This is a genomic window from Micromonospora sp. NPDC048930, from assembly GCF_043197935.1.
In the GTDB taxonomy this organism is placed as follows: domain Bacteria; phylum Actinomycetota; class Actinomycetes; order Mycobacteriales; family Micromonosporaceae; genus Micromonospora.
The window spans coordinates 93384-114816 of sequence record NZ_JBICUB010000016.1; the positions used below are offsets into that span (position 1 = coordinate 93384).

15 protein-coding genes are annotated in these 21433 nt (G+C 72.4%); 10 read left to right on the forward strand and 5 right to left on the reverse strand.

Going from position 1 to position 21433, the window contains the following annotated elements; genetic code table 11:
* Positions 1–102: 102 nt before the first annotated feature.
* A complete protein-coding gene (locus ACGFI9_RS30830) occupies positions 103–2250 on the reverse strand; it encodes a sialate O-acetylesterase (protein ID WP_393183528.1) in 2148 nt (715 codons plus the stop codon).
* 378 nt (positions 2251–2628) lie between these two features.
* Here ACGFI9_RS30830 and ACGFI9_RS30835 point away from each other — a divergent pair, with 378 nt between their 5' ends.
* On the forward strand, positions 2629–5502 hold the full coding sequence (locus tag ACGFI9_RS30835) for a hypothetical protein (protein WP_393183530.1): 2874 nt from the start codon (positions 2629–2631) through the stop codon (positions 5500–5502).
* Positions 5503–5576: 74 nt separating this feature from the next.
* Here the strand turns inward: ACGFI9_RS30835 and ACGFI9_RS30840 are convergent, their stop codons facing one another.
* From ACGFI9_RS30840 to ACGFI9_RS30855, 4 genes are read right to left on the reverse strand one after another with little or no spacing between them, the layout of a single operon-like run.
* On the reverse strand, positions 5577–6590 hold the full coding sequence (locus tag ACGFI9_RS30840) for a sugar kinase (RefSeq protein WP_393183532.1): 1014 nt from the start codon (positions 6588–6590) through the stop codon (positions 5577–5579).
* Complete coding sequence (locus ACGFI9_RS30845; protein ID WP_393183533.1) at positions 6578–7294, reverse strand: SDR family NAD(P)-dependent oxidoreductase; 717 nt, start codon at positions 7292–7294, stop codon at positions 6578–6580. The genes ACGFI9_RS30840 and ACGFI9_RS30845 overlap by 13 nt, the downstream gene beginning before the upstream one ends.
* Positions 7291–8187, reverse strand: a complete 897-nt coding sequence (locus tag ACGFI9_RS30850; RefSeq protein WP_393183535.1) for a dihydrodipicolinate synthase family protein — start codon at positions 8185–8187, stop codon at positions 7291–7293. The genes ACGFI9_RS30845 and ACGFI9_RS30850 overlap by 4 nt, the downstream gene beginning before the upstream one ends.
* The gene (locus ACGFI9_RS30855) at positions 8184–9332 is read right to left on the reverse strand and encodes a mandelate racemase/muconate lactonizing enzyme family protein (RefSeq protein ID WP_393183537.1); all 1149 of its coding nucleotides are present in this window, start codon (positions 9330–9332) and stop codon (positions 8184–8186) included. Before ACGFI9_RS30855 ends, ACGFI9_RS30850 begins: the two co-directional genes overlap by 4 nt.
* An 83-nt stretch (positions 9333–9415) precedes the next feature.
* On the opposite strand from ACGFI9_RS30855, the gene ACGFI9_RS30860 reads away from it, so the two are divergent.
* From ACGFI9_RS30860 to ACGFI9_RS30900, 9 genes are all read left to right on the forward strand, one after another.
* On the forward strand, positions 9416–10237 hold the full coding sequence (locus ACGFI9_RS30860) for an IclR family transcriptional regulator (protein ID WP_393183539.1): 822 nt from the start codon (positions 9416–9418) through the stop codon (positions 10235–10237).
* A complete protein-coding gene (locus tag ACGFI9_RS30865) occupies positions 10234–11142 on the forward strand; it encodes a carbohydrate ABC transporter permease (protein WP_393183541.1) in 909 nt (302 codons plus the stop codon). Before ACGFI9_RS30860 ends, ACGFI9_RS30865 begins: the two co-directional genes overlap by 4 nt.
* Entirely contained in the window at positions 11139–12032 is an 894-nt protein-coding gene (locus ACGFI9_RS30870) for a carbohydrate ABC transporter permease (protein ID WP_393183543.1), read from the forward strand. Before ACGFI9_RS30865 ends, ACGFI9_RS30870 begins: the two co-directional genes overlap by 4 nt.
* Before the next feature lie 58 nt (positions 12033–12090).
* The gene (locus ACGFI9_RS30875) at positions 12091–13413 is read left to right on the forward strand and encodes an ABC transporter substrate-binding protein (RefSeq protein WP_393183544.1); all 1323 of its coding nucleotides are present in this window, start codon (positions 12091–12093) and stop codon (positions 13411–13413) included.
* Positions 13410–14066 carry a bifunctional 4-hydroxy-2-oxoglutarate aldolase/2-dehydro-3-deoxy-phosphogluconate aldolase gene (locus ACGFI9_RS30880; protein WP_393183546.1) on the forward strand — a complete coding sequence of 219 codons (657 nt, stop codon included), beginning with the start codon at positions 13410–13412 and terminating at the stop codon, positions 14064–14066. The genes ACGFI9_RS30875 and ACGFI9_RS30880 overlap by 4 nt, the downstream gene beginning before the upstream one ends.
* Positions 14067–14102: 36 nt before the next feature.
* On the forward strand, positions 14103–17231 hold the full coding sequence (locus ACGFI9_RS30885; RefSeq protein WP_393183548.1) for a hypothetical protein: 3129 nt from the start codon (positions 14103–14105) through the stop codon (positions 17229–17231).
* A gap of 413 nt (positions 17232–17644) precedes the next feature.
* The gene (locus ACGFI9_RS30890; protein WP_393183549.1) at positions 17645–19237 is read left to right on the forward strand and encodes an alkaline phosphatase D family protein; all 1593 of its coding nucleotides are present in this window, start codon (positions 17645–17647) and stop codon (positions 19235–19237) included.
* A gap of 51 nt (positions 19238–19288) precedes the next feature.
* Entirely contained in the window at positions 19289–20158 is an 870-nt protein-coding gene (locus ACGFI9_RS30895; RefSeq protein ID WP_393183551.1) for a discoidin domain-containing protein, read from the forward strand.
* Between the two features lie 123 nt (positions 20159–20281).
* A complete protein-coding gene (locus ACGFI9_RS30900) occupies positions 20282–21301 on the forward strand; it encodes an acyltransferase domain-containing protein (RefSeq protein ID WP_393183552.1) in 1020 nt (339 codons plus the stop codon).
* Positions 21302–21433: the final 132 nt, after the last annotated feature.

Consider the following 21433-nt stretch of genomic DNA (forward strand, 5'->3'; position numbering starts at 1 on the left):
TGGTCCAACACCCGGACCCCGCCTCGGGCCGGCGATCATCCTGGTGATGCTCGTGAGGGCGCGGCCGCCGGTGGCGACCGCGCCCTCACTGCCCTGGGCCGGTCAGGCGATCGGCAGGTTGTAGAAGGTCAGCAGACCCGTGCCGGTCGCGTTGACGATCCAGGGTCCGGCCCGCAGATGGCTGAGGTAGCTGACTCCTGTCGCCCCGTCGGCGGGCGCGGAGAGGGTCAGCCTCAACCGGCCGCCCGCGAGGTACTCGACCGCCGTCACGGTGACCGTGGTCCCGTTGACCCGGAAGTCGGCCGCCGAACCCGGCTCCACCGTCAGCGGGTCATCGCTGCGCAGCTGGATGGTGATCTCCGTGCGGTCGGCGTTCGAGAACGCCGCGGTGCTCGGGTTCGGCGGGGCGACCCCCACAGCGGACCCGTGGTAGAGGTCGCGGGCCACCACCGCGAACGTGTGATCGCCCATCTCCCGGTAGCCCTGTGCCCAGGCGTAGTGGCAGCCGTCGTGTCCCGAGAGGCCGTTGGTCGACAGCAGGGTCACGCCGAGCGTGTCGCCCATCTGCCGCTGCGCCTCGCGCAGCGCGCCGGTGGTGCTGTTGCCGCACGGCGAGGTGCGCACCTGGTAGACGAAGTACCGGGTGCCCTCGGCGACGTCGGCGCCCAGCTCACCTCGCCAGTCGTCGAGGAGCGCGGTGAAGCCGGTGACGTGGACGGCCGCGTTGTCGTTGTCGGACTCGCCCTGGTACCAGAGCAGGCCGCGGACGTCGCCCAGCACCCCGGCGCCCGCCAGGCGTTGGCGCAGTCGGCCGTAGTTGGTGGTGATGTCATCCGGATTCGCGTCATTGCGCTGGAAGAACGAGATCGGCCGGCCGCCGTGCGCGCCGTTGACGATGGCCACCGGCACCTGGTACGTGTCCGTGATGCGCCGGGCCATCCGGATGCCCCACTGCCCGATCGAGCCCGGCTGGTTGGTGACCTCGCTGCCGGCGTAGTTCCAGTGCCGGTCCGCCGCGGACAGGACGGGATCCGCCGTCGGGGACCCGTAGCTGCGGATGAACGGCGACTCCTCGCCGGCGGAGGAGCCGTTGTAGGTGGCCGACACGGCGTTGGACTGGCCCTGGATGACGTAGACGTCGCCGGCCACGATGCCTTCCCAGACGCCTACCCGGCGGGTCACCTGGGCACCCAGCGCGCGTAGCTCGAACCGGTACTCCCGCAGGGCGGCGTCGATCCGGGGGTGGAACGAGAAGTCACGCCGGTCGGTCACCTCGGCCGTCTCGGTCCACTCGTCGTCGCCGCTGGTGACGTGGAGCTGAACCGCCTTGACCTGCGAATCGGTGATCACGCCGGACACCGGCACGGTGGCGCCGTTCGCGGTGTCCCGGGGGTACAACTGACGGTCCTGTGGGTGCTGGTCGAGAGTCAGCACGGAGGACCGGGCGTACACGGTCAGCCGCCGTTGGGTGAACGTGCCGGCGTTCCCGGCGAACGTCCAGTCCGGATGGCCGGTCGGCGCGGAGCCGATGCCCAGCGAGAGTGCCGCGCCGTTCGACGTGAAGGTGTTGACCGCGAACACGGTGCGCGGCGCGACCGGCGACGGCCGGCCGGCGCCGACCTGGTGCACCTGGAACGAGCCGTACCCGCCGGAGGCGTTGACGGTGTCGTCGGCGTCGTAGACCGCGGGCGAGGCCCCGGAGATCTGCCGGGACGAGCCCGCGCTGTAGGTGTTGGGCCACATCTCCAGGTAGCCCGCCAGGCCGGTGCCGGTGGTCACGCCCGGCACGTTGGAGGCGACGTCCAGGTCGTTGACCCGCTGGCGGGTGATCTCGCCGGTGCGGGTCGGCAGGCCGAGCCGGTGCGCGTCCGTGGTGAAGGGCTCCATGGCCGTCCAGACCCACTGCGGGCCGGCCGGGCCGTTCAGTTCGAGACAGTAGCCCACCCGGTCGAAGCCGGCGGCCACCGTGTCGGTGTGGTCGAAGGCGTACGGCGGGGTCTGGTTGAGCCACTGTGCCTGAGTCGGGAGGTCGAGCGACAGGACGGGGGTGAAATCGGCCGTGCCGTCGACGTTCGCCGAGCAGGCCGTGTCATCGACGGCCCGGTCGGTGTCGAGTGTGGGGCTGGCCGCGGCCGGCGCGGAGACCACCGCGATCGACGTCAGTAGCAGCAGGCCGGCCGTGGCGAGAGCGACGCCGGGCCGTCGTGGCGCCGCGGCGCGCAGCCCGGGGGAGAAATGTGGACGGGGCATGACTCGTACCTCCAGCAAGGTCGTAGTTCGCGTCCGTCGGAACGACGTGCCCCATGACTAGCAACGGACATTCACCAACTGCAATCTCCTTGCGGTGAGCGGCGGGATCTTCGCGATGGAGGCGCGCTGAGCGGCGACGAGCGGGTGACCGGTGCTGTCCACACTCGCCCCGAGCCGGGCCGTGCGGCGGGTGCGTGTGCGCCGAGAACTGATTGACGGCATGCAATACGCGCACTAGTTTCTCACATGTTGCAAGCCTATCGCCGATTCCAGGGTCATGGACCGCGCTCACTGGCAGCCCGCTTGCTGCAGAAGAGGCTCGACTACGACGAATCGCACCGATCGACCCACCGCCCACCGTCCCGCGAGGAGCTCTCCGTGACCCCACGTACCCGCCGACGGGCCGCCGCGGCCCTGGCGCCCGTCCTGGTGGCGGCCGTCGCCCTGTCATCCGGGGCGGCCGCCGCCCCGGCCCAGCAGCTCTTCTTCGACGACTTCACCACGGGGCTCACCGGGTGGCGTGCCCTGACCGGATCGCTCGGCGAATGGACGACCACCAGGGCCGAGTTCCCGTACGTCACCGTCGACACCCGCACCCAGTCCGCCGGCCGGTACGTCACCCCGATCACCCCGGTCGGGCTGCCGGAGGCGTACGAGCTGCGCACCCGGGTGCGCGTCGAGGCGACGGCCGACTCACCCACGGTTTCCCTGCTGACCGACTTCCGCGAGCCGTACGCGGTCACCCAGAACAACCTGGCGGCGCAGCTGTCCGGCTGGTCCGGGGTGCAGATCTCCCGTCCGGTGACCAGAACGGTGTGCCGGGGTTCCGCCCCCGTGCGCCAGGGCGAGTGGCACGACCTGGTCATCCGGCGGGCCGACGACATCTCGGTGGTGGAGATCGACGCGCAGCCGGTGGCGGTCGTCGACGCGCCGGCGGCCGGCGGCACGATCGGGCTGGGCGTCTACCACGCCCGGGCGTCCTTCGCGGGCGTGGTGGTGCACGCCCTGGACGGCGTGCCCGCCGACCATCCCACCGCCGCGACGGGTTGCGCCTGGACCGAACCCGGGGAGCCGGACGCCGATCAGCCGGTGTTCGTCAACCAGAGCGGCTACAACCTCGGTCAGGCGAAGCGGTTCACCGCGCCGCGGGCGGTGGACGGGGACCGGTTCCGGGTGACCGACGCGGCCGGGGCCGTCCGGTACGAGGGGACGCTGCGCGGCCAGGTGGGCGACTTCACCGGCTTCGATCCCGCGGACAGCGGCCCGTTCACGGTGGTGGTCGAGGGACCGGCGGGCACCGGCACGTCGGTGCCGTTCGGGGTCGGGGCGGACTGGATCGAGCGGGTGTCCTACCGCCGTGCCGTCGAGTTCATGACCGACGTCCGGTGCTACTACGGCGACTTCAGCAGGATGGTCCACGGCGGCACCGACCCGCAGAACTGCGCCAACGGCGTCGGCTGGCGGGACTCGCACCAGATGTCGTTCGAGCTTCCCTCGCTGATCGACATGTACCTGGCGAACCCGTCGGCGTTCGCGCAGATCAAGGATCCCGACGCCCGGTACGTCGGGCTGCCGGTGCAGTTGCCGCCGGACACGCCGGAGATCGTCCGGCTGATCCACTGGGCGGTCGAGGTCTACCTCGGCGGGCGGGTCAACCACACCCTGCTCAAGGAACAGCTCGCCGCCTTCCTCTACGCCTACCCCTACCTGCAGGAGTACATCCCGCGGGAGGTCTACGAGCGGGCCCGCGACTACCTGTTCCCGATCTGGGGCGACGAGGCGAGGGACCGGTTCGCCTGGTACGACAACACCCCGCACACCGCCGACCTCTTCCAGGTCTACACCCAGATCGGCACGGGCAAGGGTGAGCTGCCGCCGGGCCACTCGGTGTGGCCGAACGTGATGATGTACGAGGTCGCCAAGCGGGAGGGGCGCGCCGACGCCGACCGCTACCTCGCGGCTGCCCGCGCCCAGGCGGCCTGGCTCATCGACCATCTGGACGTCACCGACCCCACCGTCACCAAGGGCCAGCGGCAGGGGGAGTACCACCTCGTCACCGGCCTCGCCCGGCTGCTGTCGGCACACCCCGACCAGGCCCCGTCCGGCATCCGGGACTTCATCCGCGACTGGGCCCGGGTGGTGATCGAGCGCTCCGACAATCTCTGGGACTTCCGCCGGTACTCCGCCGACCGGTGGACCATCCCGCCGTTCACCGGCGGCGGTTCGGCCAGTGACCCGAACGAGACCGGCAACGTCGCCGGCTTCGCCGCTCCCGCTCTCGCCGCCGCGCAGGTGCTCGGCGACGACCCGATGGCCGCCCGGCTCCGGCAGATCGCGGTCGCCCAGGTGGACGACATCTTCGGCCGCAACCCGACCGGCCGGCACGCCTCATACCGGGCCGCGACCACCCAGTGGGGCTTCGAGGGCGTGGAACGCGGCTGGTACTCGGAGTACCAGGGCGGTGCGGGACGCCTGCAGGGGTCGCGCGGGGTGCTCGACGGCAGCCCGAAGAACGCGCACTACCCCTACCACCCGGACGCCGGGAACATCGGCCACTCCGAGGGCTGGGTCACCTTCAACACTGCGTGGAACGAGGCGCTGGCGTGGCGCGCGACCGACACCACCGCCGTGCAGGTGGTCGACGCTACGGGTGCGACGCTCGACCGGATGCCCGAGGGGACGCGTGCCACGATCCGCCTGACCGCGCCGCTCAACCTCGACGCGACGGCACTGGACCAGGCCGAGGTGTGGGTCCGCGTCGGCGACCGGGTCCCGCGGCGGCTCACGGTCGTGCAGACCGGCCAGAACACCACCACGTACGCCGCCGACCTGGACCTGACCGCGCTCGGCGCGACCTTCGGTGACACCGTGACCGTCTCCTACGGATTCGGCAACTTCACGCACCGGGCCGAGGTGGCGGTCACCGCGCCGCTGTGCCACGGCGTGCCGGCGACCGTCATCGGCACCGACGGGGCCGATCAGCTGGTCGGCACGGCCGGCGACGACGTCTTCGTCGGCAGGGATGGCGCGGACGAGATCGTCGGCCTGGGCGGGAACGACGTCGTCTGCGGCGGTGCCGGCGCGGACCGGCTGGTCGGTGGCCCGGGCGACAACGTGCTGCTCGGCGGCGCCGGCGACGACGTGCTGACCGGCGGCCCGGGCGACGACCGGCTGTACGGCGGCACCGGGCACGACGTGCTCACCGGTGCCGGCGGACAGGACCTGATCGCGCAGGACGGCCCGGACGCGTGAGGCGGCCGCGGTGCCGGGTGGCCGCGCGGGTCACCCGGCACCGCGGGCCGGCGCCGGCCCGGACCGCCGGCGGCTCACCCGGACGGCCGTGACGATTCCCCGGACCAGCGGCACCGCACCCCGTCCAGCAGCATGGCGGCCGCCGACCGATCGGGCAGGCCCGCGGTGTCGCCGGGCGCGGCGACCACCGCGGCGGCCAGCGCGTTACCCAGTTCCGCCGCACCGGCCGGCGGGATCCCCCGCAACCGGCCGGCCAGGTAGCCGCCCGCGAAGGCGTCCCCGGCGCCGACCGGATCCACCACCACCGTCGCGGCGCTCGGCAGGTGCACCGCGCCGCCGCCCGGCCCGCCGGCGTGGTAGCAGCCGTCCGCGCCGGCCTTGAGGACCGTTTCCCGTACGCCGGCGGCGGCCGCCGCCGCGAACACCTCGTCCGGGTCGGACGGATCGCGTACGCCGAGGACGGGCCCCGCCTCGTCGGTGCCGAGCAGCAGGACGTCCACGTGCCCAAGCAGCGCCCGCACGTCGGCGGCCTGCCGCTCGACCGCCCCGAGGGCCGGGCGCAGGTTCGGGTCGAGTGCCACGGCCGTGCCGCACCGCCGGGCGTCGCGCAGCACCGACGTCACGACCGCGCGGGGGCCGGGGCCCAGCGCCAGCGTGACGCCGGAGACGGCGACCATCCGGGGGCGGGCGGCGAGCAGCCGGGCCGCGTCGGCCGCGTCGAGGTGCGCCGCCGCCGAGTCACGCCGGTAGTAGTAGACCCGCCGTCGCCCGTCCGGCCGGGCGTCCTTGAGGAACAGGCCGGTCGGATGCCCGGGATCGACCGCCAGCAGTGTGGTGTCCACGCCGGCGGCCCGGGTCTCGGCCAGCACCCGGGCGCCGAGCGGGTCGGCGCCGACCCGGCTGCAGAAACCCGCGCTGGTGCCGAGCCGGGCCGCGGCCACGCAGAGGTTGAGTTCCGCCCCGGCCACGTGCACCTCCACGACATCGGTGTCGGACAGCAGGGCTCCCGACGGTGGCTGGAGGAGCACCATCGCCTCGCCCAGCCCGACGAGGTCGAGCCGTGCCGGCACGGTGGTCAGGCCCGCCATCGTGCCCGCAGGTCCTTACGGAGGAACGCGGCGGGGGAGGCGATGGAGAGTCCACCGTCGACCGGGAGCACCGCACCGGTGACGAACCCGGCCCCGGCCAGGAACAGCACGGCCGCGGCCACCTCCTCGGGGGTGCCGGTGCGCCCCAGCGGGTAGCCCGCCGCCGCGTCCGGCAGGTCCGCACCGCCGATCATGCCCGGCGCGACGGCGTTCACCCGCACCCCGGCCGGCCCGTACTCCAGGGCGAGCTGGCGGACCAGGCCCTCCAGGCCCGCCTTGGCCGCCGCGTACGCCGGCAGCCCCGGTGCGGCGAGGACCGCGTTGACCGAACTCACCGCCACGATCGCGCCACCCCGGGGCAGGACCGGCAGCGCCGCGCGGCTGACCGCGAAGGCGGTGCCGAGGGTGGCGTCCACCGCCGAGTGCCACTGCGCGTCGGTGGTGGCGGTGACGGGGGCCACCGGCATGACGGCGGCGGCGAGCACCACGACGTCGAGCCGCCCGGCCGCCTCCACGGTGGCGGCCACCGCCGCCTCGGCGCCGGCCACGGTGGCACAGTCCAGCACCAGTTCCACGGCGTACGACGAGTCGCCCGGGCGGTCCAGTGCGACGCCGACGGCGGTGTCGCCGGCGGCGGCGAACGCGCGGCCGATCGCCCGTCCGATGGGCGAGCTGGCGCCGACGACGAGCACGCCTCGGCTCATCGGATGCCCAGGTCGTCGAGGATGTCGGCGAGCGCGGCGAGGGTACCCGCACCGGCATCGACCGCCGGTGGCCGCACGGCCGGGCTGTCGATGACGCCGCGCCGGACCAGGACGTGCTTGTGCACCGACCAGGCGATGCCGGGTTGCAGGCCGAAACGCACCAGGGGCAGCAGTCGGTTGAACCCGGCCCGGGCCGAGACGGCGTCTCCGGCCGCCCAGGCGTCGAGCACGGGCCGCAGCAGATCCGGGAACTCGCAGGCGGGCATGGTGCCGGCGGCGCCGAGACGGTACTCCTCGAGCAGGAACAGGGCGTTCTGTCCGCCGAGGACCAGGAAGTCCGGCGCGACGGCGTCGACCACCGCGCCGAGCTTCGGCGCGGTCGGCGGCGCCTCGACCTTGACCGACGTGACCCCGTCCAGCTTCGACAGGTCGGCGATCAGCGACACCGGCATGGTCACTCCGGTGGACCCGGGAGCGTCCTGCACCATCACCGGCAGGCCGCCGTCGCGGGCGACCGAGGCGTAGAAGTCCACGATCTGCCCCGGGCCGGGTTTGACCATGTACGGCGGCACGACCATGACGGCGCTGGCCCCGTGGTCGGCGGCGCGCCGCGACTGTTCGACGGCGTCGGCGGTGCCGGTGGCCGCGACCCCGGCGACGACGGGCAGGTCCGGGCCGACGGCGGCGGTCACCGCGTCGAGGATGGCGGCGCGTTCGGCGGCGGTGAGCGCGAATCCCTCGCTGGCGAAGCCGAACACCGCGACGCCGTCGACCCCGGCGGCGACCTGGAAGTCGACCAGCCGGCGCAGCGAGTCGAGGTCGAGCTCGCCGTCCGCGGAGAACGGGGTGGCGAGCACGGGGATCAGGCCGCGCAGGTCGGATGAGCGGGTCACAGGTCCTCCAGGAGAGAGTGGTCGACGTCCACGCCGAGGCCGGGGGAGTCGGGAAGGGGGAAGCTGACCGGGCCGCCGGCCAGCGGGACGGTGAGGATGCGGCTGGCGACCCGCATGGTCCCGGGTTGGAACTCGAACGCCGGCATCGCGTCGATGGCGGCGGCAACGTGCAGGCCGGCGGCCACCGCGACGCCGAGGCCGACGGAGTGGTGCGGGGCCACCGGGACGTGGTGCGCCGCGGCGACCTCCGCGATCGCCATCGCCTCGGTGATCCCGGTGCGGGCGACGTCGGGCTGGCACAGGTCGACCGCGCGGGCGGCCAGCCAGGCCCGGAACTCGTACCGGTTGCGTAGGGCCTCGCCGACGGCGACCGGGGTGGCGATCGCCGCGGCGAGTTCCCGGTGGCCGTCGACGTCCTCGGGCACCAGGGGCGCCTCCAGGAACCAGGCCTGCCGCTCGTCCAGCGCCCGGCCTAGCCGGAGGGCGTCCGCGGTGTCGTACGCCCAGTGCGCGTCGACGGCGACGCGCAGGTCCGGGTGCGTGGCGGCGACCGCGTCGTAGGTGGCCAGGTCGGCGTCGACGCCGTGGCCGAGGTGCAGTTTGATCGCGCGTACCCCCTGCCGCACCCAGTCGGCGGCGAGTGCGGCCCGGTCGGTGTCCGTGGGGCGGGGCAGCCCGGAGACGTAGGTGGGCACCTCCCTGCGGTACGCGCCGCCGAGCAGCGCGTGCACGGGCATCCCGTACGCCTTGCCGGCGAGGTCCCACAGCGCGGTGTCCACGGCGGCGAGCGCGTCGGCCTGGTGCCCGACCAGGTGGCCCCGTTCCCGCATGAGCCCGGTCAGCCGGGTCCACAGCGGACGTACCCGCCGCGGGTCCTGGCCGATCAGCGCGGGGGCGAGCAGCCGGTCGACGATCGCCTGCGGCACCTCGGGCGCCACGGGAGCGAGCGCCTCGCCCCAGCCGTAGGTGCCGTCGTCGGCGGTCAGCTTGACCAGCAGCGTCTCGAAGCGGTCCGAGTAGAGGCTGCGCCAGGGCGGTCGTAGGTAGTAGTCGTCGCCGTGGCCGCCGTCCGGCCGGGCACCGAGGTACGCCTCCGGAGGGCGCAGCTTCACCACGTACGTCTCGACGCGCTCAATCTGCAACACGAACCTCCGGCATACGATTGACCACATGCAACATGCGGGATATCTTGCCGTATCGCGCAAGCAACTTCCAGAGAGGGTTTCCCATGGCAGCGGAAGCGGGCAGCAACCAGAGCGTGGAGCGGGCACTGGGCGTGCTGCGGGCACTCACCGCCGGGCGATCCGAGTTGCGGGTGTCCGACGTGGCCAAGGCGACGGGGCTGGGCCTGTCCACCGCGTCCCGGCTGCTGGCCACGCTGGAGGCCGCCGGATTCGTCGACCGGGACCCGGTCAGCGGGCTCTACCGGCTCGGCCTGGACATGGTCTCGCTCGGCGGAACGGTGCTCAACAACCACCCGGTGCACCGGGAGGCACGCCAGACCGCGCAGAACCTGGCCGCCGAGCTGGGGCTCGGCGCCAACGTGGCGGTGCGTCGCGGCGACCGGCTCTTCTACCTGCTCAACTTCGAGGGGCGGCAGGCGCCGCGGGCGTTCGTCCTCGCCGGGCAGTACAACCCCCTGCACGCCACCGGCCTCGGCAAGGCGCTGCTGTCCGGGCTCGCCGCCGAGGAGCGGCGCGCCCTGCTGCCCGGCCCGACCCTGCACGCCTACACGCACCGCACGATCACCACCCACGAGCAGCTCGACGAGGAGATCGCCCGTACCCTCGCCCGCGGCTACTCCACCGAGATCGAGGAACTGGCCCTCGGTCGCGCCTGTGTCGCCGCCCCGATCCGCGACGCGTCGGGAGCGGTGGTCGCCGGGCTGTCGGTGTCCGGCCCGCTGTCCGCGATCGACCTCGCCACCCGCGAGGCCGCACTCGCCCGCGCCGTGATCGAGGCCGCCGACTCGGTCAGCATCGGCCTCGGCTACGTGGGCCCCGCCCACGTGAGTCCGCAGCAGATCGCGATGCCGGAGGTGGTGTCGTGACCACCCCGACGGCACGCGCGCCCGGACCGGGGCGCGGGCTCTCCGACCGGTCCTTCGGCTTCCTGCTCACCCTGCCGGCGCTGGTGCTCCTCGGGGCGATCGTGCTCTACCCCCTGGTCGGCTCCCTGTCGACCAGCCTGTTCCGGCAGAGCCTCGTGCTGCCCGGGCGCAGCTTCGCCGGACTGGACAACTTCCGGGCGGTGCTCGCCGACCAGTTCTGGCCGGTGCTCCAGCACACCCTCGTGTTCACCGTCGCCTGCACCCTCATCCCGTTCGTGATCGGGTTCGCCCTCGCCCTCGCGCTGCACACCCGGCTGCCCGGACGGGCCGTGCTGCGGGGCCTGTTCCTCTTCCCCTGGGTCATTCCCGGGGTGGTGGTCTCGTTCGTCTGGATGTGGATCTTCAACGCCAACTACGGGGTGCTCAACGGGCTGCTGGTACGGGCCGGGCTGGTCGACGAGCCGGTCAGCTGGCTCGGGCAGCCCGGGACGGCGATGGCGGCGGTGATCGTGGCCAAGTCCTGGGCCAGCTTCCCCTGGATGATGGTCATGCTGCTGGCCGGGCTGCAGACCGTGCCCCGTACCCTGCACGAGGCCGCCGCCCTCGACGGGGCCGGCACGCTGCGCCGGTTCTGGCACGTCACCCTGCCGCACCTGCGCGGCATCATCGGCGTGGTCGTGCTGCTGGAGACGATCTGGAACTTCCAGCACTTCGACACCATCTACGTGCTGACCGGCGGCGGCCCGGCGGGCGCCACCACCACCTTCGCGGTCTCCGTCTACGACACCGCCTTCAAGGGCTTCGACCTCGGCAAGGCCGGCGCCCTCGGCGCCCTGTGGATGGTGCTCCTGTCCATTCTCGTCGTGGTCTACGTGTGGGCCTCGGAACGGGGGGAGAAGTCGTGACCCTCACGGACACCGCCACCGTCGCGGCTCCGGCACAGCGCCCGTCGCCGCGACCGGCACCCCGCCGACGCCGTCCGCGACCGCTCGGCGCCGCCGCCACCGTGGCGGCGATCGGGGTGTTCGCCTTCGGCCCGGTCTACTGGCTGCTCGTCACCGCGCTCACCCCGAACGACGACGCCTTCGCGTTCCCGCCCCGACTGTGGCCGAAGACGGTCACCTTCGCGCACTTCACCAACCTGGCCGACAACCCGGCGCTGGCCCGCTACCTCGGCAACAGCCTCATCGTGTCCCTGCTGACCGCGATCCTCACCGTGGTTGTCTCGGCCTACACCGCCTACTCCTTCGCCAAGTTCCGGTACCGCGGCCGGCGCTCGCTGATGTACCTGGTGCTGGCCTCGCAGATGTTTCCGCAGGCACTGCTGCTGATCACGCTGTATCTGGTGTTCAGCGCCTACGGACTGCTCAACACCTACCTCGCGCTGGTCCTGTCGTTCACCACCTTCACCCTTCCGCTGTGCGTCTGGATGCTCAAGGGGTTCTTCGACACCATCCCCGACGAGCTGATCGAGGCGGCCAAGGTGGACGGCGCCGGCCAGGGCGCCATCATCCATCGCATCCTGCTGCCGGTGAGCCTGCCCGGCCTCGTCGCCACCGGGCTGTTCGCGTTCATCCGCGGCTGGAACGACTTCATCTTCGCGCTCACCCTCGCCGGACCCGAGAAGCAGACGCTGCCGCCGGGTCTGGTCAACACCTACCTGGGCGAGTTCCAGGCGGCCTGGCCGGACCTCATGGCCGCCTCGCTCGTCGTGTCGCTGCCCGTCGTCATCGGCTTCATCGTGCTCCAGCGCTACCTCGTCGCCGGTCTCACCAGCGGCGCGGTGAAGGGCTGACCCCCACCCACCGCCCGGCCACCGGCCGGACCTCACCACTGCCGACAGGGGATCACAGATGTCAACGCGACCCAGTCTCCGCACCGCCCACCTGTCCCGCCGTAACCTGCTCCAGCTGCTCGGCGCCACGAGCGGCGCCATGTTCACCGCGGGCGTGCTGTCCGCATGCGCCCCGTCCACCGGCTCCTCCGGCAGCTCCGGCGCCGCGGCCGACGACGGCGCCAAGGACTTCGCGTTCACCGGCTGGTCGCTGAACGAGGCGTCCACCAAGGACTCGCTCCAGGCGCTGCTCGACAGCTACGCCGGGGCGAGCGGCGCGAAGATCACCACCGCGTCGTACCCGTACAACGATTACCTCAACCAGATCCTGCTGCAGGTGCGCGGCGGCACCCTCACCGGCGCCGTGCAGGTCGACGTCGCCTGGCTGGCCACGCTGGCCGCCACCGGGAAGCTGGTCGACCTCGGCGCGCAGGCCACCAGCGGCGGCTACACCGAGGCCGCGCTGGGCATGGGCAAGGTGAAGGGCACCCAGTACGGCCTGCCCTGGACCACGGCCGGGATCGGCCTGATCGGCAACTCCGAGCTGCTCGGCAAGGCCGGTGTCACCGCCCCGCCGAAGACCATCGAGGAGTTCGAGCAGGCCCTGCGGGCGCTCAAGGGCCTCGGCGGCGGCGTCGTGCCGTGGGCGGCGATGACCAAGGTGGACCAGCTCAAGGACTTCATCGCCTGGATGTGGGCCTTCGGCTCGCCGGTGGTGCAGGACGGCAAGATCGTCGTGGGCGACGACGCCAGCGTCGCGGCGCTCACCTGGTACAAGAAGCTCTACGACGAGAAGCTCATCGCCCCCGACGTGAACCGGTTCGACGCCCGTGCCCTCTTCGCCCAGGGCAAGGTCGGCTACTACGAGGACGCGGTCGCCGGCCGCGGCGCGGTCACCAAGACCGCCCCCGACAAGCAACTCGGGGAGAAGCTGCAGCCGGTCCCGCGCCCGGTGCGTACGGCGGGGGACAAGCCCCGCAACCTCGCCTGGGGCCACGCGATCGCCGTCGTGGCGGGTGCCGGTTCCGGGGCCGCCGCGAAGTTCGCCGCCACCGTCACCAGCGACCCGAAGTACACCGGCGAGTGGTTCGCCAAGGCCGGCTTGCCGCCCGCCACCACCAACGGTCTCGCCGCCGGTGAGGTGCAGGCCGACCAGTTCGTCAAGGACTTCACCACCGCCATCGGCGCCTACGCCGAGCCCGACCCGTTCTGGGCCTACCCCCAGTTCGCCCAGATCGAGCAGGCACTCGCCACCCAGGTGCAGGCCGCGCTGGTCGGCAAGGCGTCGCCCAAGGACGCCCTGACCACCGCGCGGGAGCAGATGCAGGCGCTGGCGAAGTGACCGTGCTGCGCGGGGCGCGGGTGATCGCGATCGTCCGGTTGCCCGCCCCCGACGCGGTGCTCCGCGCCTGCCGGGAGCTGGCCGCGACGGGCCTCGACGCCCTGGAGGTCACCCTCACCACCCCGGGGGCGCTCGACGCCATCGCGGCGCTGCGGGCCGAGCTCGGCGAGGCGTGCGCCGTCGGCGCCGGCAGCGTACGCAGCACGACGGACGTGACGCGGGCACGCGACGCCGGTGCCCAGTTCCTGGTGACGCCGACCACGCGGGAAGCGGTGCTCGCCGAGGCCGTCACGGCCGGGCTGCCCGTCGTCTGCGGCGCGCTCACCCCGACCGAGGTCGATGTCGCCTGGTCCGCCGGCGCCAGCCTCGTGAAGCTCTTCCCCGCCGGCCTCGGCGGCCCGGCGTACCTGCGCGAGCTGCGCGCCCCCCTGCCCGACGTACCGCTGGTGCCCACCGGGGGCGTGACCGCCGAGTCGGTGCCCGGCTGGGCCGCGGCGGGGGCGGTCGCGGTCGGGGCCGGCGGTTCCCTGGTCGACGCCACGGAGATCGGCGCCGGCGACTGGGCTGCGCTGCGCCGCCGCGCGCGGGCCTTCCTGGCCGCGGCCGCCTCCGCCCCGTGGCCCGAACAGCCCCCTCTCCCACCCGCTGGGTGACCTCACCGGACGCTGCTTCAGGATGGAGTGCAGTTGATGGCTGCTCGTCCCAGATCCAGACTCTTCCTCGCCTTCGTCGCGGCGCTGCTCGCGATCGTCGCCGCGCCGCCCTCCCCGGCCACGGCCGCCCAGACGCTGATCGTCACCCCGTCCACCCCCGGCGCCTACGCCGAGACCGGAACCTGGGCGAACGCCCGGGATCCGGGATATGACGGGTCGCTGTCCCGCTACAGCCGTACGCCCGGCTCGACGGCCACCTGGACCCTGGTGGCACCCGCCTCCGCCCGGTACGACCTCGCCGTCTACTACGCGGCGAGCGTCGACAACGCCAAGGCGGAGTACGCCTGGACCGGCGGGCCGGACACGCCCACCGTGGCCGACCAGGCAACCGGGGGCAACGCCTGGCGCACGATCGGCTCCACCTACCTCGACCACGGCCAGACCTTCACCCTGACGGTCACCGCCACCGCGGGGCCGGCGGTCACCACACCCAACCTCAACGTCATCACCCGGGCCAACGCCGTACGGCTGCTCGAGGTCGCCGGCGACGGCGGCGAACCGGCCGCCGACTGCGGAACCGACGACACCCCGGCACCGGAGGTCGACGCGCCGGACCAGCGGTTCCCCACCTACCGGCTGACCCAGCACGGGACCACGGTCACGGTGGCCGGGGACGGCTGGGCGATGCCGATCGACCGGCGGGGCTTCCGGTACGGCTTCGAGGTCGACGGCTCGCCCGCCGCCACCCCGCACCCGCAGGCCGGCCTGCAACTGGCCGCGGTGGACGGATCGGCGTGCGACGCCGTCGCGGCGAGGCTCACCGGCGCGGACGCCTCCGGCGTGCGGTTCTCCGTGACCTTCTCCAACGGGCGCACGGCGGACGTCGCCGTCGAGCCGGCGGACCACTCCGTGAACCTGCGGATCACCGCCTCCGAGGCCGGCACCGGCAGCGTCCGGGCCCGGGTCGCGGGCGGCATGAATCCCGCCTACGGCCTGGGTGACCTCGGCGGATACCGGACCGACCTGAACGTCTACGGCATCAGGAACCTGGACTACTACGCCCAGAACGGTGCGGGCACGACGAGCCAGCGGTTCGTCTCCACGTTCACGGTCTTTCCCGGCAGGAAGCTCGCCCAGGTCGCGCTCTCCACCGGGCGACTGGCGATCCAGGTCGACGAGTCCGCGACCCTGCTCGGGGTCAACGGCCCGGCCATGTCGGGGCTGCACTACTTCTTCGGGGACATGCCGACGATCTACCGGAGCTACGCCGAGGTCCGCCGGGGCGCCGGCTACGCCGACGCGAAGCCCGACTACGCGCTCTTCGGCGTCGGCTACGAGTCCTACGGCGCCCTCGGCTACAACACCAACCAGCAGACCATCACCGACTCGGTGACGAAGTACCTGGACAAGGGCTTCCCGATCAGCTGGGTCGTGACCGGCTCCGGCTTCTGGCCGTACGGTGCCGGCAGCGCCCAGGGCACGACCTCCAGCTTCGGCCTGTGGGGCGCCAAGTACCCGGACCCCGACGCGTACAAGAAGTTCTTCCACGACCACGGCATCAGCCTGCTGCTCGGCGCACGTCAGTCCTTCCGGGCGCTGCCGGCCGACGGCGGCACCTACGACCCGGCCCTCGACGGCGACGGCACCGCCGTGGGCATCGAGCGCGGCTACTTCATCAAGGACGCGAACGGCAGGCCCCGGGTCTTCAAGCCGGTCTCCTTCCCCAACACCGCCATGTACCTGATCGACCCGGACAACGAAGAGGCCGTCCGGTGGTTCGTGGCCCGCAGCCGGGAGTGGGGAGCAGACGGCTACAAGGAAGACCACATGTTCGACGCCACGGCGAACCGGTACGTCGACAACGCGCTGGTGAACCCGATCAACGAGGGTCTCGACGGCGACGGCAAGCTCATGATGGTGCGCAACAGCGCGTACTCGGTGGCGGGCTCGATCCTGCGGATCAACGACACCGACTACAACCAGGGGCCGGGTGACCGCGACCGCACGGTGGTGAACGGGCTCGCCTACGCGGCCAGCGGCCAGCCCAACTTCTATCCGGACATCGTCGGTGGTCGCATCATCGGTGACCTGGAGACGAACACCGCCAAGCAGCGGTATCTGACCCGCAACGCGATGATGGCCGCCATGTCGCCCGCGATGTCGTTCGGCAACGAGCCGTGGCGGATGAACGACCCCGTCCTGGTGGCGGCCGCCCGGAAGGCCGCGCAGTGGCACGCGGAGTACCAGCCCTACATCTACTCGGCGGCCGTCAGCGCGTACGAGACCGGCTTCCCGTCGACGGCCACGCCCCTCCCGGTGGCGTTCCCCGACGATCCCCAGGTCCGGGACCTGGCCTCCGCCGCCCGGAAGCAGTACGAGTGGATGCTCGGCCCGTCACTGCTCGTCGCCCCGCTGTACGGCAGCGACACGGACACGGCGATGGCCCGGGACGTCTACCTGCCGGCCGGCGAGTGGATGAACATCGAGACCGGCAGGCAGTTCTCCGGTCCCACCACCCTGACCAGTTACCAGCAGCCGTTCGGCAAGATCCCGGCGTTCGTCGGCGGCACGGGCATCCTCGTCCACGACCCCGGAGCCCGCGACCCGGGTGACCGCGACGCCCCCGGCGACGTACGGGCCAGCGTCTACCCGGTCGCCGGCCCGGGCGCCACCCTCTCCTACATCGCGAGCGACGGGAGCACCCGGAGCCGGATCACCGCGAAGAACACCTCCTGGTCGGCTGACGACATCGTGGTCCGCGACTCCACCGGAGCCGACGTCCCCTCCACGAAGGACCCGGTCACCGGGGCGATCGGGTTCCCGATCAGGGCCGGGTTGGACTACGTCGTCTCGGACGCCGGGAGCCCCGAGTGGGGGGTCAGGGTCGCCGACGTCAAGACGGCGGGACCGGTGGCGACCGACCGCGCGCTGCCGGTGCAGTTCGCCCTGGTCGACCAGGCGGGCGCGCCGGCGTCGGGCCTCGTCACCCGCCTGGTGCAGACGACACCGGACGGCACCGAGCAGGACCTGGCGTTCGAGACGGACGACCAGAACCGGGTCCACGCCGTGCTCACGACGCAGGCCGGGACGCCCGGCACCTACGTCATGGTCGCCGAGGCAGCCGACGGCCGTCGGCTCGCCCACCTCAACCTGCACGTCACCTGACGCGTCTGCGCGTGCCCGGCAGGCCCTTCACACCACCTGGGAAGGGCCTGCCGGGCAGCGCGGCGCCCGTGCCCGCCCGGCCCGCCGGGCAGGTGCCGGCGGGGGCCCGACCGGGTGGCGGCCCGGCTCCGTTTTCCGGGGGGTCGCCGGCGGTTCATCCCGCCGTTCCGCTCGGCCGGGAGTCTTTACATGCCGTCCCTTCGCCTGACATGCTGAGCAGCGTCGATCGCCGAAGATATATCCAATATTTCGAAGATACCGAGGTGTAGGTGGGCCCGATCTCGTAGCCGGGGCCTGGCGCCGATCGGGGGCGTGCACCCTGGCCGACAGGGTGCGCGGGGCCGCCGGCTGCGAGCAATCGGGCGATACGGGGTACCGCGACCGATGGGAGAACAGGCGTGAACCTCACCGCGATGGCGAAACGACTCCCTGCGGAGCCGTTGTTTGCGGCCAAGCTGGCTCGGCGACGGTTCCTGACGGTCACGGGCGCTGCGGCAGCCCTCGCCCTCGGCGCGCGGCTGCCCGCCGCCACGGCGAGCACGGAACGTCCGCGCGGCTATCCGTTCACCCTCGGCGTCGCCTCGGGCGATCCGCTGCCGGACGGGGTGGTGCTCTGGACTCGTCTGGCACCCGAGCCGCTGGACCCGTTCGGGGGCATGCCCTACGACAGGATCGTTCCGGTTCTCTGGGAGGTGGCCGAGGACGAGAGGTTCCGCCGGGTGGTGCGTCGGGGCACGGCCCTCGCCGACCCTGAGTACGCGCACTCCGTCCACGTCGACGTCAGGGGCCTGCGACCCTCGGCCGAGTACTTCTACCGCTTCATGGCGGGTGCGGAGATCTCCCCGGTCGGGCGCACGAAGACCGCGCCGGCGGCCGGAGCGTCAGTGTCCGCGCTGAACTTCGCGTTCGCTTCCTGCCAGCATCGCGTCGTCGGCTACTACACCGCCTACCAGCACATGTGCCAGGAGGACCTGGATGTCGTCCTCCATCTCGGTGACTACATCTACGAGGGTCCCGACCAGGGCACGCTCGGCCGGGGCCACGCGCCCGCCCGCTTCCTGGAGACCCTCGACGACTACCGGATCCGGCTCGCGCAGTACAAGACCGACCCCGACCTGCAGGCCGCACACGCCGCCTTCCCGTGGATCGTGACGCTCGACGACCACGAGGTCCTCAGCAACTGGGCGGGGGAGCACTCGTTCTACTACCCACAGGAGAGCATCGAGCAGTTCCTCGTGCGCCGCGCCAACGCCTTCCGGGCGTACTGGGAGCACATGCCGTTGCGGCTCGCCCAGCTCCCGCAGGGTCCGGACATGCCCCTGTACCGCCGGTTCACCTACGGCGACATGGCGCAGTTCAGCGTGCTGGACACCCGCCAGTACCGCAGCGACCAGGCCAACAATGACCGCAACAGCCCGCCCAACGACCAGACCCGCGACCCCAACCGCACCATGCTCGGCGGCGCGCAGGAGCAGTGGCTGTTCGACGGGCTCTCCACCTCGCCGACCACCTGGAACGTGCTCGCGCAGCAGGTCTTCTTCTCCCAGCTCGACCTGGATCCGGACGACGCGAGGGAGCTGTACGTCATGGACCAGTGGGACGGCTACGAGGCGAGCCGGAACCGGATCGTGGACTTCCTGCAGGAACGACAGGTGCGCAACCCGGTGGTGCTCACCGGCGACATCCACGCCAACAACGCCTGCGACGTGAAGGCCAACTTCGACGACCCGGACTCGGCCACCGTGGCCGTCGAGCTGGTGGGCACCTCGATCAGCAGCTCCGGCGACGGCTCGGACACCGACCCGGCCCGCGACGCGCTGGCCGACCAGCTCCCGCACATCAAGTACTACAACGTCCAGCGCGGATACGTGCGCTGCACCCTGACGCCGGACCTGTGGCGCACCGACTTCAAGGTCGTTCCGTACGTCAGCCGGCCCGGCGCGCCGATCCGGACCGACGCCACCCTCGTCGTCGAGAACGGGCGGCCCGGGCTGCAGTTCGACTGACCCCATCGAGGCGCCGCGGCATCGCCCCGTCGCATGAAGGAGGTAGCGCTCATGCCGGACTCCACCGTGATGGCGACCACCAAGGCTGTGGCCGCGGCCCTGCTCGTCGCCGCGCCGCTGGCGGGCATCGCCCTCTACGACCATGCCGAGCCGAGGCCCGAGGCGCAGAAGGAGTCCCCCGTCACCCTGGCCGTGACGCCGCAGCAACTGGATCTGCTGCCCCGCCCCTGCCTGCCCGCCACGCTGACCGTGACATTCCACAACGGGTCCGGCGAGGGGGCGTACCCCAGCGCCTTCGTCCGCCCGGACGCTCCGCTGCGGGTCTCCCGGGAGGCCGTCACGACGTACGTCCCCGCCGACTACGACGTCGCGGTGCCGGTCCAGGTGCTCGTACCCCGGCTGACACCGCCCGGTGAGTACACGGTGCTGCTGGAGGCCGGGCGCGAGCGTCTGTCGGTGCCGGTTGTGGTGTCGGAGCCGCCGAGCGATCCCGCCCGGAATCTCGTCCTCGGCCAGGAGACGACGGCCTCGTCGACCAACGGCCTGCTGACGCCCTGCGGTGTCGTCGACGGCAACCGCACCTACACCACGCAGGGCTACAACCGGCCGGCCACGGCGTGGGCGGACGACACCCCCGGTGTGTTCCCCGACCAGATCGAGACGACGCTGGCCGAGCCGGCCCGCATCGGCCGGGTCGACCTCTACACCCACGCACAGCGGCAGTTCGCGCTGCGGGACTGGGACGTGCAGGCCCTGACCGGCGCCGGGTGGCAGACGGTCGCGCAGGTCAGGGGACACACGGCCGGGTTGTTCAGTGCGCGGTTCGAGCCGGTCACCGCGAGCGCCGTACGCATCGTCATGCTGGCCACCAACGGCTACGCCTACTCCACGGTCGTCGAAGTCGAGGTCTACGAGGGGTAGGCCCGCGCTGTCGCGGTGATCGAGCGCGGCGGAGGCGCTCATCACCGTGCGGGGCAGCGCCGGGACCGAAGATCAGCGATCATCGACGTTGACGAGTCCCCCGGCGGCAGGGGAGGGCTGGTGATGGACCACGTCGAGACAGTGATGCGGGAGCTGAGCCTCCCCGAGACGGCCCGGGAAGCGGTGCGGAGGTTGGCCGGCGCCGCCGGCCCGGCGACCGTCGGCCTGCCCGCGCCGAGTCGGACGGATGCCGTGCTCCGGCGGCTCGGTCTGGCCGAGGTGGACCGTCGGGAGATGGCGGCGGCCCGGCCGTCCGCCGAACGGCATCCGGCCCTGTGGTGGCTGCTCACCCGATGCCACGCCCAGCTCGTCGCGCAGCTGGGTCGACCGGGGCCGGTCCCGTCCTGGCCGCAGTTGCCGCCCGCCCTCGGACCGACCGCCCGCTACCTCTACCCCTGGGTGTTCGTGGCGACGCTGCCTGCCGTCCGTCGGTATCACCGCGGTCGTGGCGTGCCGTCGGAGCTGTCGTGGGAGATCCTCTCCGCCCTCGGTGCGCAGATGGCCTACCACCGGGCCGTGCACGGGCAGGGTGGCCTGCACACCGAGAACTGGCTGACGGTGCACTTCCGGGGAGCCATCTACGCCCTCGGTCGGCTGCACATCGAGCGGCAGCGGATCTGGTTCGACGCCGCCGCGCCGGGGGAGACCGCGACCGTGGGGCCGCTACCTGGTCGAGGTGACCACTCGCTCGGCCTGCACATCCCGGCCGGCACCCTTCCTCCGGAGTCGGTCGACGACGCCCTGGCCAGGGCCCGCGACTTCTTTCCCCGGCACTTCCCCGAGGAGCCGTACCGCTTCGCCACCTGCGTCAGCTGGCTGCTCGACGAGCAGTTGACGGAGTACCTGCCGGCGGAGTCGAACATCCTACGGTTCCAACGCCGGTTCCGGCTGCTGCCGTCCTCCGGTGCCGACGACTCCGCCACGATGGTGCAGTTCCTGTTCCGCCGGCCGCTGTCCGAGCTCGGCCGGCTGCCCCGGGACACCACGCTGCAACGGGCGGTGATCGACCACATTCGAGCGGGGCGGGTGTGGACGTTCCGCACGGGCTGGTTCCCTCTGCAGACGAGCACGTGGGAGGGCTGATCGCGGCCCCGCCGAGCCTTGCTTCGTGACCGGCGTCACCCCTACTATCTTCGGTAGAGCGATTCTTTCTCTCAAATGCTGTAGATAACGCTCCACCCGGCAATGGCAGTGGATCACCGGCATGCAGGACAG